The organism is Bradyrhizobium sp. F1.4.3, from assembly GCF_040548375.1.
Lineage (GTDB): Bacteria > Pseudomonadota > Alphaproteobacteria > Rhizobiales > Xanthobacteraceae > Bradyrhizobium.
Window position 1 is genome coordinate 1,344,233 of record NZ_JBEPRN010000001.1, and the last position, 13,163, is coordinate 1,357,395.

Here is a 13,163-nt window from a genome sequence, read left to right on the forward strand (position 1 = left end):
CATCCATCAAGCGATGAGTGGATGGCCGCAAGTTGGAGCTCAGGGAGAGCTCGGGTTCACTTGATGTAGCCGGCGCGCTTCATCTCACGCTCGGTGGAGGATTGCGCCGCGGTGAGCGCGGCATCGACCGTCATCGATCCCGCGAGCGCGGCGGAGAATTGCTGGCCCACCTGGGTGCCGATGCCCTGGAATTCGGGGATGGCAGCGTATTGCACGCCGACATAGGGCACCGGCTTCACCGTCGGCTTGTTCGGATCGGCCGCATCAATCGAGGCCAGCGTCAATTTCGCAAACGGCGCGACCTTCAGATATTCAGGGTTCTGGTACAGCGAGGTCCGCGTGCCCGGCGGCACGTTGGCCCAGCCATCCTTCGCCGCGACGATCTTGGTGTAGTCCTTGCTGGTTGCCCAGGCGATGAACTTCTCGGCCGCTTCCGTCTTCTTGGAGCCGGCAGGGATCGCGAGATTCCAGGCCCACAGCCAGTTGGCGTTCTTGCCGAGCCCGGTGTTGGGCGCGAGCGCAAAGCCGACCTTGTCGGCGACCCTGGAGTCCTTCGGATTGGTGACGAACGACGCCGCCACCGTGGCGTCGATCCACATCCCGCACTTGCCGGCGTTGAACAGCGCCAGGTTCTCGTTGAAGCCGTTGGAGCTCGCGCCGGGAGGGCCGGCGTCCTTCATGAGATTGACGTAAGTCGTGAGCGTCGTCTTCCATTCCGGCGTGTTGAACTGCGGCTCCCACTTCTCGTCGAACCAGCGCGCACCGTAGGAATTGGCCATGGCCGAGAGGAAGGCCATGTTCTCGCCCCAGCCGGCCTTGCCGCGCAGGCAGATGCCGTAGACGCCGCCGCTCTTGTCGGTCAGCTTCTTGGCGGCGTCGATCACGAAATCCCAGGTTGGCTTTTCCGGCATCTTCAGGCCGGCCTTCTCGAACAGGTCGGTGCGGTACATGATCATCGAGCTCTCGCCGTAGAATGGTGCGGCGTAGAGCTTGCCGTCGACGGAAACCGCGTCCTTGATCTTCGGCAACAGGTCGGCGACGTCGTAATCGGCGCCGAGATTGGCAAGCGGCACCAGCCAGCCCTTCTTGGCCCAGATCGGCACCTCGTAGGTGCCGATGGTCAGCACGTCGAACTGGCCGCCCTTGGTGGCGATGTCGGTGGTGACGCGCTGGCGCAGCACGTTCTCCTCCAGCGTCACCCATTTCACTGATATGTCGGGGTTCGCCTTGGTGAATTCGCTGGTCAGCCCCTGCATGCGGATCATGTCGCCGTTGTTCACGGTGGCGATCGTCAGGGTCGTTTCGGCCATCGCGGGGACGGCCAGCAACAGGCAAGACGCGCCGCAGACGGCGCCGAGGACGTGTTTCACGGTGACCTCCCTAAGCTCGCGTTTTTGAGCATATGCCCACGCGTTGGGCGTATGTTCAACCGAGGGACGGCGCTTGTCAAGCAGGCGCGCGGGTGTCTTGGCAACTTATGAGTGCTGCGGTGCGGGAGACATTGTGTGCACAAGCGCCGCGGCTTGCTTCACCTCTCCCGCTTGCGGGAGAGGTCGTATCGCATCGGAGATGCGATACGGGTGAGGGTTTTCTCCTCTTGGGGAGTCTCGTCAGTGGAGAGACCCTCTGCCCACCCCTCTCCCGCAAGCGGGAGAGGGAGCCGAGTCCCGTTGCCGCGCTAGCTCCCTCAGCGTTCCAAAATGGCCCTTGCCGTCGCCTCGTCCGTGATCAGGCCGTTGATCAGCCGTCCGTTGAGCGCGGCCGCGATCGCCGGCACCTTGGCCGCGCCGATTGCTGCACCGATCGTCGTGGTCTTCGCCGGCACCTCCGGCGGAATGCTGGTTAAACGCTTGTTGGTGCCGGCCTTGAGCAGGCGCCCCTTGGCGTCATAGGCCCAGCCGGTGATCTCGCCAATGGCCCCCTGCCGCATCATCTCGAACAACTCGTCGCGGGTGACGAAGCCGTCGACATGGACCTGCGCCTTCTGGTCCATCTGGCCGATGCCGACGAGGCGTAAGTCGGCCTTGGCCGCGACCGCCTTCACCTTGGCGATCGGCTCGATGCGGACCATCTTGTTGCGCTCGTCCTCCGACGACATCAGGAACGGCAGCGGCATCGGATAATGCCGGGCACCGGTGCGATCGGCGAGCCGGCCGACGGTATCGTAGAAGCTCGCCGAGCCGTCGGCGGAGATGTTGCCGACCAGCGAAACGATCTGGTGATTGGGCCGGTCGATCGGCGTGACGCGCTCGACCGCGGCGCGCACCGCGCGCCCGGTGCCGAGCGCGACGATGACCGGCGTCTCCGAGCGCAGCGTCGCGTCCAGCAGATTGGCGCAGCGTTCGGCGATGCCGGCGGTGGCCTGCGGCGCCGCAGGATCAGCCGGCACCACCTCGCAATGGGCGAGGTCAAATCGCTCCTTCAGGCGCGCCGCCAACTCCATGCAGGCCGCGATGGGATGCTCGAGGCGAAAGGTGATCAGCCGCTCGGCGAGGCACAGCGACACCAGCCGCTGCGCCGACGCGCGCGAGACCTGAAGCATTTTTGCGATCTCGTCCTGGGTATGGCCGGCAATGAAATAGAGCCAGCCGGCGCGCGCGGCGTCGTCGAGCCTGGACTTTTCGTTCTCGGCGGCCATGGCGGGCTACGCGTCCTTCCAGAAATCGCTCATGCGCGCGAAGACCCGATCGGCCCCGGCGCCGGACAATATAGCGCGGCCGTCGCGCGCGCGATAATGGCCGCCGCCAACAAATCCCCAGACCGTCATGCCGGCGGCCTTGGCGGCCTGCACGCCACTGACGCTGTCTTCAATGACCAGGGTGCGCGCAGGATCGACCTGCATCTTCCCGGCCGCGTAGAGAAAAAGGTCTGGCGCGGGCTTGCCGTGCTTGACCATCTGCGCAGTGTAGAGCCGGTCGCCGAAATGCGGCGCGAGGCCGGTGACGTTCAGAGACAGTGCGACCCTGTCGAGATCGCTCGACGAGGCCACGCAATACGGCACCTTCAATGCGGACACCACGGCGTTTATACCGGGGATCGGCTGAAGCGCTTCCCCAAACGTCCCGAGCACGCGTGACTTCAGGCGCAGAAGGAATTCGTCGGGCAGAATCTGTCCGCGCTCGCGATAATATTGTCCGATCGCAGCCGTGCTGCGCCCGAGAAAGAGGTCGAGCGCCTGCTCCACGCTGAGTTCAAACCCGGACTCCGCCAGCACTTCCGACAAACACTGACAGCTCAACAGCTCGCTGTCGACGAGCACGCCGTCGCAGTCGAAGATGATCAGATCGGGCTGGCCGTTTGCCATCCGGCCATTCGATCATATACCCAGCAACTGGGCAATAGCTCACGCCATGGCGGTTCCGTCGCGGCCGAGACTGCACGTTCTCTCGGCTTGCTTCGCCGGACTTGCTCCGAGTGCGGGCAGCATTGAAGTCAGAGGGATCGACGATAAATTCGAGCATGTGTCGTAGGAGGAGCACAAATGCAGACGGTGGTCACTATCCTCAACATCATTGCATCGCTGGCTAGTTTGGCGATGGTCTGGTTTGGGTGGGTCATGGCTGGATTTGCTGCCGAGTTTGACCCGCAGCATCGGGACTATTACGGCATCGCGTACAGCGTCGTGGTCATGGCAACGTTCCTGATCGTTCCAGTACTCTGCGTCGTGGCGTCAAGAAAGCTGGTCCGGCAGCACCGGCGCTGGTCGGTCCCGGTGGCGCTCGTTCCCGTGGCGCTGATTCCGCCGGCGTTCCTGATGTACACCGCCGGCGGGTTGCGTATGTTGGAACACGCTATCAACGGCTTCGTTGGCTATCCCTGAGCGAAGATCATCTCGGCAGCCGTAGGGTGGGTAAAGCGAAGCGTGCCCACCACCTTGTACGACGTTGACGTGAGATGGTGGGCACGGCGCAAGGGCGCCTTTGCCCACCCTACGACGTCGACTATCGCCGCTGGTTGTACACGTCGATGCACACCGCCCCGAGCAGCACCAGGCCCTTGATGACCTGCTGGTAGTCGATGCCGATGCCAAGGATGGACATGCCGTTGTTCATCACGCCCATGATCATGGCGCCGACCACGGCGCCACCGACGCGCCCGACGCCGCCATAGGCCGAGGCGCCGCCGATGAAGCAGGCGGCGATGACGTCGAGCTCGAAGCCCAAACCTGCCTTGGGCGTCGCGGTGTTGAGCCGCGCGGCGAAGACGAGGCCCGCAAGGGCTGCGAGCACGCCCATGTTGACGAAGGTGAAGAAGGTCAGTTGCTCAGTCTTGATGCCCGACAGTTTTGCGGCCTTGGCGTTGCCGCCCACCGCATAGACCTGCCGGCCGATCACGGTGCGGCGGGTGACGAAGCCGTAGAGCGCGATCAAGGCGCTCATGATCACCAGCACGTTCGGCAGGCCGCGATAGGTCGCGATCAGATAGGTGAAGTACAGCACCGCGCAGGCCAGCACGACGCTCTTGCCGAGGAAGAACGCATAGGGCTCGACCTCAATGCCATGCGACAGTTCGCGCGTGCGGCTCTTGGCGCTGGCATACACCAGCCCCAACGCCAGCACGGCGCCGATCAGCATGGAGGTCGGATGCAACGTACCGGCCTCAGGCAGGATTTCCGGAATGAAGCCCGACGACAATTTCTGGAACGTCGGCGGGAACGGCCCGAGCGACTGGCCCTGCAACACCGCGAGCGCAAGTCCCTTGAACACCAGCATGCCGGCCAGCGTGACGATGAAGGACGGGATCTTGAAATACGCGACCCAATAGCCCTGCGCCGCGCCGATCGCCGCGCCAACCACGAGGCAGGCGATGAAGGCGAGCGTGTAGTCGACCTTGTACGTCACCATCAGCAGGGCGGCGACCGCGCCGACGAAGCCGGCGACCGAGCCGACCGAGAGATCGATATGGCCGGTTACAATCACCAGCAGCATGCCCAGCGCCATGATGACGATGTAGCTGTTCTGGAGCACCAGATTGGTGAGATTGAGCGGCTGGAGCAGCGTGCCACCGGTCATGACCTGGAAGAACAGCATGATCGCGATCAGCGACATCAGCATGCCGTAGTTGCGCAAATTGTTCTTGATGAAGCTGCCGTGCCGGCGCTCCTCGGGCAGCGACACCGTCTTGTCGGTCATGGCTGCAATCCTCCCATCTCCGCGGCCTCAGGCGCGCCGTTTCCATTGCTTCTTTCATTGCGCATGATGGCGCGCATGATCTTTTCCTGCGTCGCCTCGGTGCCCTGGAACTCGCCGACGAAGGCGCCGTCGTTCATGACACAGATACGGTCGCAGATGCCGAGCAGCTCGGGCATCTCCGAGGAGATCACCACGACGCCGCGGCCAGCCTCCGCAAGCTCGTTGATGATACAGTAAATCTCGTATTTGGCACCGACGTCGATGCCCCGTGTCGGCTCGTCCAGGATCAAGACCTTGGGATCGGTCATCAGCCATTTCGACAGTACCACCTTCTGCTGGTTGCCGCCGGAGAGCTGGCCGGTCTCCTGGTAGACGTCCGAGCAGCGGATGCGCATGCGGTTACGGTAGTCGCTGGCGATCTTCAGCTCGGCGATATCGTCGATCACCCGGCCGGGCGCGACCTGGTCGAGGCTGGCGAGCGTGATGTTCTTGCGGACGTCATCGGCGAGGATCAGGCCGAGCTGCTTGCGGTCCTCGGTGACATAGGCGAGGCCGGCATCGATTGCTGCCGCCACGTTCGGCAGCACGATCTCCCTGCCCTCGAGCCGGATGGCTCCGCTGATATTGGTGCCCCAGGAACGGCCGAACAGGCTCATAGCGAATTCGGTGCGGCCGGCGCCCATCAGCCCGGCGATACCCACGACCTCGCCGCGCTTCACGCCGAAATTGACATTCTTGATCACCTGCCGCTCGGGGTGGATCGGGTGATAGACCGACCAGTTCGCAACATCGAGCACGGGCTCGCCGATTTTCGCGCTGCGCTCGGGAAAGCGATGGGCGAGATCACGATTGACCATGCTGCGGATGATGCGGTCTTCCTGGATCGGCTCGATATGGCAATCGATGCTGTCGACGGTGCGGCCGTCGCGCAGCACGGTGATATGGTCGGCGACGCGGGCGACCTCGTTGAGCTTGTGCGAGATGAGGATCGAGGCAATGCCCTGCGCGCGGAATTTCATGAGACGTTCGAGCAGCGCGGCGCTGTCGGCCTCGTTGAGGCTCGCGGTCGGTTCGTCGAGGATCAGCATCCGCACGCGCTTGGAGAGCGCTTTCGCGATCTCGACCAGCTGCTGCTTGCCGACGCCGAGATCGGTGATCAGCGTATCAGGCGATTCCTTCAGGCCAACCTGCGCCAGCAGTTCCCGCGTGCGCCGGTACACCTCGTCGCGATCGATCACGCCGAGTTTTGACGGCGGATGCGACAGGAAGATGTTTTCGGCGATCGACATCAGCGGGATCAGTGCCAGCTCCTGATGGATGATGATGATGCCGAGCGCCTCGGAATCGTTGATGTCGCGGAAGCGGCGCTCCTCTCCGTCGAAGACGATGGTGCCCTCGTAGCTGCCATGGGGGTAGACGCCGCTCAGGACCTTCATCAGCGTGGATTTGCCGGCGCCGTTCTCGCCGACGAGGGCGTGGATCTGCCCGGCGTCGACCGAGAAGTTGACGTCGCGCAGCGCCTGCACGCCGGCGAAGCTCTTGCTGACGTTGCGCATCTCCAGCATTGCAGTCATTGGATCATACCCCCGGACTTTTCCACGTCGTCATGGCCGGGCTTGTCCCGGCCAACCACGTGCCACCGCTTGCGAGGAGGGGCGTGGATGCCCGGGACAAGCCCGGGCATGACGAGCATATGGACATACGTTCGTCCCTCCTAAAGAGCTCCCTCTCCCCGTAAGAACGGGGAGAGGGAGAAGAGAGAGTCTTACTGGAATTGCGACTTCTTGTAGTAGCCGCTCTCAACCAGAACCTTCTCCCAATTGTCCTTGTAGACCACGACCGGCTTGAGCAGATAGGACGGCACGGTCTTGGCGCCGTTCTCGTAGGTCTTGGTGTCGTTGACGGTGACCTGCTTGCCGGCGAGCGCCGCGTCGACCATGTCGGCGGTCACCTTGGCGAGATCGCGGGTGTCCTTGAAGATGGTCGAATACTGGTCGCCGCGCAGCATCGCCTTGATCGAGGGCACCTCGGCATCCTGGCCGCTGATGATCGGCATGGGCTGGTCGGCGCTGCCGTAGCCGACGCCCTTCAGCGAGGAGATGATGCCGATCGAGAGGCCGTCATACGGCGACAACACCGCGTTGACCTTCTTGTTGCCGTAGTAGGCACTGAGCAGATTGTCCATGCGGGCCTGCGCCGTGGCGCCGTCCCAGCGCAAGGTCGCGACCTTGTCCATGCCCATCTGGCCGGAGACGACGACGAGCTTGCCGCTGTCGATGTACGGCTTCAGGACGCTCATCGCGCCGTTGTAGAAGAAGTAGGCGTTGTTGTCGTCGGGCGAGCCGCCGAACAGCTCGATGTTGAAGGGACCCTTGCCTTCCTTCAGCCCGAGGCCCTTCTCGATCGACTGCGCCTGCAAGACGCCAACCTGGAAGTTGTCGAAGGTCGCGTAATAATCGACGTTCGGCGTGCCACGGATCAGGCGATCATAGGCGATGATGGTGATGCCCTTGGCCTTGGCCTGCTTCAGCACGTCCGAGAGCGTGGTGCCGTCGATCGCGGCGATCACCAGCGCCTTGGCGCCCTTGGTCACCATGTTCTCGACCTGCGAGAGCTGGTTCGGAATGTCGTCCTCGGCATATTGCAAATCGGTGTTGTAGCCGCGCTCCTTCAGCACCTTGACCATGTTGTTGCCGTCATCGATCCAGCGCGCCGAGGATTTTGTCGGCATGGCGATGCCGACGGTCGCCTTGTCCTGGGCAGAGGCGGTGATGGCCGAAGCCATCGTCGCAGCGCCGGCCAGCGCCAGCGCGAGGAATGTCGTCTTCAGTTTCAGCATGTTTCACTCCCTTATGTGTCAGACTGTTTCTTGGTTTCGTCGAGAACGTTGGTCGTGGGCTGTTTTGATCTCCTATGCGAGCTTGACGTCGGGCTCCGCGCGACCGCGCGCGGATGCCTCCAACAGAAAGGTGCAGCCGGCTTGCGGATCGGCGGCGCGCGTCGCAGCGTCCATGTCCTGCCAGGCCGAGGTGACGAGCAGGCGCGACAGATCGGTCCCGACAAAGGCCGGGCAGCTCGCCTGTCGCGCCGGCACGCGCAGCGAGCGCAGGCGCTCGCCCTGCGGGCTGTAGACATCGATGCGGCCAGCGCCCCAGCAGGCATTCCAGATCTGCCCGTCGGCGTCGCACACCGAGCCATCGAGCCCGCCGATCCCGGTGTGGCGCAGCAACACCTCGGGCTCGGCGCGCGGCAAGCCGGTCGCGGGATTGAGCGGAACCGCGTAGAGCACCGCACGCACGGTGTCGGTGAAATAGCCGGTCGCGCCATCCGGCGAGAAGCAGATCGAGTTGGGAATGCTGATGCGGGGAAACAGCATCGAAATCTTGCCGCGATGGAGCGCGTAGATCGCGCCTGCGCCTGGCTCGGCCTTGCGGCCCATGGTGCCGATCCAGAACGTGCCGGACTGATGCACGCGGCAATCATTGGAGCGCGTGGCGGGATTATCCGCTTCGAGCGAACAGAACAGCGTCATCGCACCGTCGGCGAGCGTGCGGATGTAGAGACCGTCCTCGGCCACGATCAACTGCCGCTCGGCATCGATGCGCCCGAGCGCGCTCGCCATCCGGCCCAGCGCATGAACACGGATGCTGCCGCTGCCGAGATGCGCCTCGAACAGTCGGCCTTCGCGGATGTCGAACCACCAGGCGGTATCGGTGGTCGTATCATAGGTCGGGCCTTCGCCGAGATGGCAATGCTCGGCCGAGAGAACGGAGGTCGGCACCTCTTCCATCATGACGCCCTCACTGCAAAACGATAGACCGTGTGATGGCGATAGACTTGGCCGGGATCGAGGCGCGGACTCGGAAAATCCGGCCGGTTCGGCGCGTTCGGCCAGATATGCGGCTCGAGGCACATCGCGTCCGATTGCCGGATGAGCTTGCCACCCTTGCCCGCAATCGTGCCGTCGAGATAGTTGCCGGAATAGACCTGAAGCCCGGGCTGATCGGTGAGGAGCTCCATGATCCGCCCCGAGCGCGGCGCCTCCAGCCGGGCGGCGAGCGCCAGCTTGCCGTCGCGCCCGAGGCAGTAGGTGTGGTCGTAGCCCTTGCCGTTACGCAATTGCTGATCGTTTTCGCGGATGCGTTCGCCGACGGGACGCGCGTTGCGGAAGTCGAACGGCGTGCCGGCCAACGCGCGCGGCGGCCCGGGCAGCGGAATGGCGGTCGGATCGATGGCGAGAAAATGCTCGGCCGCGACCATCAGTCCGTGGTCGAGAATGGGCGTGCCGGACGTTGCGCCTTCCAGATTGAAGAAGCTGTGGTTGGTCAGGTTGACGATGGTCGGCCGGTCTGTCCGCGCCTCCATGCTCAGCGACAGCTCGGTCGGGGCTGTGATGCGATAGGTCAGGCGCACATCGAGCCGTCCCGGATAATGCTCCTCGCCATGCGCGCTGACATAAGTGAGCGTCACCGCGGGCGCGGCGCCGTCGTCGATCTCGGCAACCTCCCAGAGCTTGCGGTCAAACCCGTCCAGCCCGCCATGCAGCGCGTTCGGGCCGTTGTTGACGGGAAGCTGCACTGTCTCGCCGTCGAGCAAAAACTGCCCCTGGGCGATGCGGTTGGCGTAGCGGCCGACCGTGGCGCCAAAAAACTTCCGTTCGGCGAGATACCCGGCGAACGCGTCATGGCCGAGCACGACATCGTCATAGCCGCCCTTGGCATCCGGCGCGATCAGCGCCTGGATCACCGCGCCATGGGTGATGATGCGCACTTCGAACCCGCCCTCCCCGCGCAGCACGATGCGCTCCACGGTGCGGCCGTCCGGCAACTTTCCAAAGACGTCTTTTTCTATTTTTTTTGAGCCGGCCATCTTCAATCCACAAACGGTTCGACGATCGTGCGCCTGCCGAGCAGGAAGGAGTCCGCGACGAGACGGAGCGGTGCCAGATCGACATCGCTTGCGCCGGTCTTGGCCAGTTCGACAAAGCGGCGGTAGAGCTCGCGATATTCCTGATCGGGCGCCTCGGCAATGGCCTTGCCGTCAACGGCCATACGCCTGCCGCCGCCGGACAACGCCATCCGCCCCTGGTCGGTTTCCACCACGATATCCCAGCTCTGCGGTCCGGTCTGGCGGAAGTCGAATTCGGCGGTGATCGGCAGGCCATCGATGTCGGCCAGCGTCAGGTTCGCGGCAATCGGCGCCTGGCAATTGGCGGGGAACGCAAGCTCGGCAGAGGTGACGAACACCGGTTTCGGCAGCATGCGGGTCAGGATCGAGAGCGCGTTGATGCCGGGATCAAACACGCCGAGCCCGCCCGGCTCCCAGATCCAGGTCTGCCCGGGATGCCAGACGCGGACGTCTTCCTTCCAGCTGATGTGCACGGCGGTGATCCGGCGCTCCGCGAGCCATTGCCGTGCCGGCTCGACCGCCGGCGCATAACGCGAATGCCAGGTCGCAAACAGCGTGCGCTTTGTCTCCGCCGCCATCGCGATCAACGGATCGAGCTCGGCGACGCCGGTGCCTGGCGGCTTCTCCAGCATGACATGCTTGCCGGCGGCGAGTGCGGTCGCGGCCTGCGCGCGCCGCACCTGCGGTGGCGTGCAGAGCGAGACCGCATCGATCGGCGGCCCTTTTTTCAGCAATTCCTCGATGGTCGCGAAATGCGGCAGCCCCGGCAGCGAGGCATTGCGGCTTGCAACGGCCGCGAGCGCCGCGCCCGACGTCGCGGCGATCGCACCGACATGCTGGTCGCGCGCGATCTTGCCAAAACCGACGATGGCGATGCGAAGTTCAGTCACACTTATTCTCCAGTATCCGCTAACGGCAAAGCCTCGCCCGTGGCAGTCTCGATCACGGTGCCCTCGTGGCGGCGCATGCCGTTGTGAATGACATAGACCATCGCCTCCGAGGCGGTCTCGGCATCGCCAGCCGCGATCGCATCGACGATCTTCTGGTGCCAGAGCAACACGGTGTCGCGGTCCTCCGGCTCGACAGGCGCGCTGAGCAGGAACGAGGCGCGCAAGGCAGCCTCGATGACATGCCCGATCGAGCGCATGAACAGATTGCCGGACGCCCGCGCCACCGCGACGTGCAGCGCGAGATCGGCGTCGGCAAAGCCGACGGAATCGGAAGCTTCCAGGCGCATGCGCTCCATGCTGCGGCGAATCTCGGCAATATCCTCCTCCGAGTGCCGCGCCGCCGCTAGCACCGCCGCCCGCGGCTCGACCGCGAGACGGATCTCGGCGAGGTCGTTGAGGAAGCGCTTGTCGATGCCGGCGTCCAGATGCCAGGCCAGCACGTCGGCGTCGAACATGTTCCAGGCGGCACGCTCGCGCACGACGGTGCCGACCCGCGCCTTGGTGGTGAGCAGGCCCTTGGCGACCAGCGTCTTGACACTCTCCCGCAGCACTGGCCGTGATACGCCGAACATCGCGGTCAGCTCGGCATCACCGGGCACCCGCGTCCCCTCCGCGTAGCGGCCGGCGATGATGTCGACGCCGATCGATCGCGCCACTTCGGCGTGGTTGGAATGCGCTCGTTTGGTCGGGATGACCACGATGCGCGAGTTCATGCGACGCCTCTCCCAAATATTGGTGAGCGCCCGATTTTGGTAATATGGCACCCACATAACGCCCTCGTGGGGCATTTTGGGCCACTATTTCACGGAAGCTGGAGACTGACTAGTCATATTATCTGACTATTAGCGCGAGATCACGCGCCAGCGACATAGCTACCCTATGACACGTTCAACGCGATTTTGTTCCGCCGATACAACGCGAAGATGAAGGTGCGCTCCCTCGCCCCGCTTGCGGCGAGAGGCGAAGAAGCTAGATCAGCTTCCGCTGCGCCAAGTTCTTCATCAGCGCGCCGATGCCGAAGGTCCAGGGCTCGCACTCGTCGCTGGTCCGCATGCGGTTGACGAGCTTGCCGAGCTGAGGGGCCGCGATCGTGACGATGTCGTCGCGCTTGTGCGTGAACCCCTGCCCCGGCGCTTCGCGATCCTTGACGGGCGCGAACATGGTCCCGAGGAACAGCACGAAGCCGTCGGGATATTGGTGCACTTTGCCGATCGTTTGCTCGACCAAGTCGGTGGGATCACGACTGATCATGCTGATCGAGGAATGGCCGTCGAGGACGAAACCGTCCGCCCCCTTCACGTTCAGGCTGATGTCCAGCCTGCGCGCGTCGTCGAGCGTGAAGCTATCGTCGAACAGGCGCAGCAGCGGCCCGATCGAGCAGGAGGCGTTGTTGTCCTTGGCCTTCGAGAGCAGCAGCGCGGAACGTCCCTCGAAGTCGCGCAGATTGACGTCGTTGCCGAGCGCGCCGCCGACGATCTTGCCGCAGCTCGAGACGAACAGCACCAGCTCCGGTTCCGGATTGTTCCAGGTCGACTTCGGATGCAGCCCGGCATCCATGCCGGTGCCGACCGAGGACAAGGTCGGTGCCTTGGTGAAGACCTCGGCATCGGGGCCGATGCCGACTTCGAGATATTGACTCCAGGCGTTCTGATCGATCAGCACCTGCTTCAAGTGCATCGCCTGGTCCGAGCCCGGCTTGAGCTTTGACAGATCGTCGCCGATCAGCCGCGTCACCTCTTTCCGGATCGCTTCGGCCGAAGCCGGATTGCCCTTGGCGCGCTCCTCGATCACACGCTCCAGCATCGAGATGGCGAAAGTGACACCGGCCGCCTTCAATGTCTGGAGATCGACCGGCGCGAGCAGCCATGGCTTTTTCGGATCGCGCTGGTCGGGCGCCGTGTTGGCCACGATCGCCTCGAGATCGCCGATGCGCTCGCCTTTGGTCGCGACAAGCGCCTTGGCCGGATTGTCTTCCTCGCAAAGTGCGCTAATCGTCGGAAATTTCGCGGTGACGTCGAACACGCCGTCGCCGCGCACGGCAACCACGGCCGGGCCGTTTGCCTGCGGCAGCCAGACGCGGCCAACCAGCGTCCCCTTCGTTCCATCCTCGGGGAGAAGGTCTTTAACAGAAAGTGTCGTCATGGCCGCGTCCTCGCTCTTTCTCCGATCAGCC

Annotated in this window: 12 protein-coding genes; 1 reads left to right on the plus strand and 11 read right to left on the minus strand. The window is 64.0% G+C overall.

The annotated features are described in order from the left end of the window. Nucleotides 1–56: 56 nt before the first annotated feature. The 3 genes from ABIB73_RS06530 to ABIB73_RS06540 form a co-directional block, all read right to left on the minus strand. Nucleotides 57–1,370: an ABC transporter substrate-binding protein gene (locus ABIB73_RS06530; RefSeq protein WP_354222230.1), complete on the minus strand. Its 1,314-nt coding sequence runs from the start codon at nucleotides 1,368–1,370 to the stop codon at nucleotides 57–59. A gap of 317 nt (nucleotides 1,371–1,687) precedes the next feature. After that, nucleotides 1,688–2,638: a sugar-binding transcriptional regulator gene (locus tag ABIB73_RS06535; protein WP_354222231.1), complete on the minus strand. Its 951-nt coding sequence runs from the start codon at nucleotides 2,636–2,638 to the stop codon at nucleotides 1,688–1,690. A gap of 6 nt (nucleotides 2,639–2,644) precedes the next feature. After that, nucleotides 2,645–3,304, minus strand: a complete 660-nt coding sequence (locus tag ABIB73_RS06540) for an HAD family hydrolase (protein WP_354222232.1) — start codon at nucleotides 3,302–3,304, stop codon at nucleotides 2,645–2,647. Between the two features lie 177 nt (nucleotides 3,305–3,481). Here ABIB73_RS06540 and ABIB73_RS06545 point away from each other — a divergent pair, with 177 nt between their 5' ends. Further along, complete coding sequence (locus ABIB73_RS06545) at nucleotides 3,482–3,820, plus strand: hypothetical protein (protein ID WP_354222233.1); 339 nt, start codon at nucleotides 3,482–3,484, stop codon at nucleotides 3,818–3,820. Between the two features lie 121 nt (nucleotides 3,821–3,941). Here the strand turns inward: ABIB73_RS06545 and mmsB are convergent, their stop codons facing one another. The 8 genes from mmsB to ABIB73_RS06585 all read right to left on the minus strand — a co-directional run bounded on the left by mmsB (nucleotide 3,942) and on the right by ABIB73_RS06585 (nucleotide 13,132). Continuing rightward, nucleotides 3,942–5,132: a multiple monosaccharide ABC transporter permease gene (gene mmsB, locus ABIB73_RS06550; protein WP_354222234.1), complete on the minus strand. Its 1,191-nt coding sequence runs from the start codon at nucleotides 5,130–5,132 to the stop codon at nucleotides 3,942–3,944. Continuing rightward, nucleotides 5,129–6,706 (minus strand): multiple monosaccharide ABC transporter ATP-binding protein, encoded by a 1,578-nt coding sequence (gene mmsA, locus ABIB73_RS06555; protein ID WP_354222235.1) that lies wholly within the window; start codon nucleotides 6,704–6,706, stop codon nucleotides 5,129–5,131. Before mmsA ends, mmsB begins: the two co-directional genes overlap by 4 nt. 191 nt (nucleotides 6,707–6,897) lie before the next feature. Next, the gene (gene chvE, locus ABIB73_RS06560) at nucleotides 6,898–7,971 is read right to left on the minus strand and encodes a multiple monosaccharide ABC transporter substrate-binding protein (RefSeq protein WP_354222236.1); all 1,074 of its coding nucleotides are present in this window, start codon (nucleotides 7,969–7,971) and stop codon (nucleotides 6,898–6,900) included. 72 nt (nucleotides 7,972–8,043) lie between these two features. Next, entirely contained in the window at nucleotides 8,044–8,922 is an 879-nt protein-coding gene (locus ABIB73_RS06565) for an SMP-30/gluconolactonase/LRE family protein (protein WP_354222581.1), read from the minus strand. Continuing rightward, nucleotides 8,922–10,001: an aldose epimerase family protein gene (locus ABIB73_RS06570; protein ID WP_354222237.1), complete on the minus strand. Its 1,080-nt coding sequence runs from the start codon at nucleotides 9,999–10,001 to the stop codon at nucleotides 8,922–8,924. Before ABIB73_RS06570 ends, ABIB73_RS06565 begins: the two co-directional genes overlap by 1 nt. Before the next feature lie 2 nt (nucleotides 10,002–10,003). Then, nucleotides 10,004–10,930 carry a Gfo/Idh/MocA family protein gene (locus tag ABIB73_RS06575; RefSeq protein WP_354222238.1) on the minus strand — a complete coding sequence of 309 codons (927 nt, stop codon included), beginning with the start codon at nucleotides 10,928–10,930 and terminating at the stop codon, nucleotides 10,004–10,006. A 2-nt stretch (nucleotides 10,931–10,932) separates the two neighbouring features. Next, nucleotides 10,933–11,703: a FadR/GntR family transcriptional regulator gene (locus tag ABIB73_RS06580; RefSeq protein WP_354222239.1), complete on the minus strand. Its 771-nt coding sequence runs from the start codon at nucleotides 11,701–11,703 to the stop codon at nucleotides 10,933–10,935. 256 nt (nucleotides 11,704–11,959) lie between these two features. Next, the gene (locus ABIB73_RS06585; protein WP_354222240.1) at nucleotides 11,960–13,132 is read right to left on the minus strand and encodes a fumarylacetoacetate hydrolase family protein; all 1,173 of its coding nucleotides are present in this window, start codon (nucleotides 13,130–13,132) and stop codon (nucleotides 11,960–11,962) included. Nucleotides 13,133–13,163: the final 31 nt, after the last annotated feature.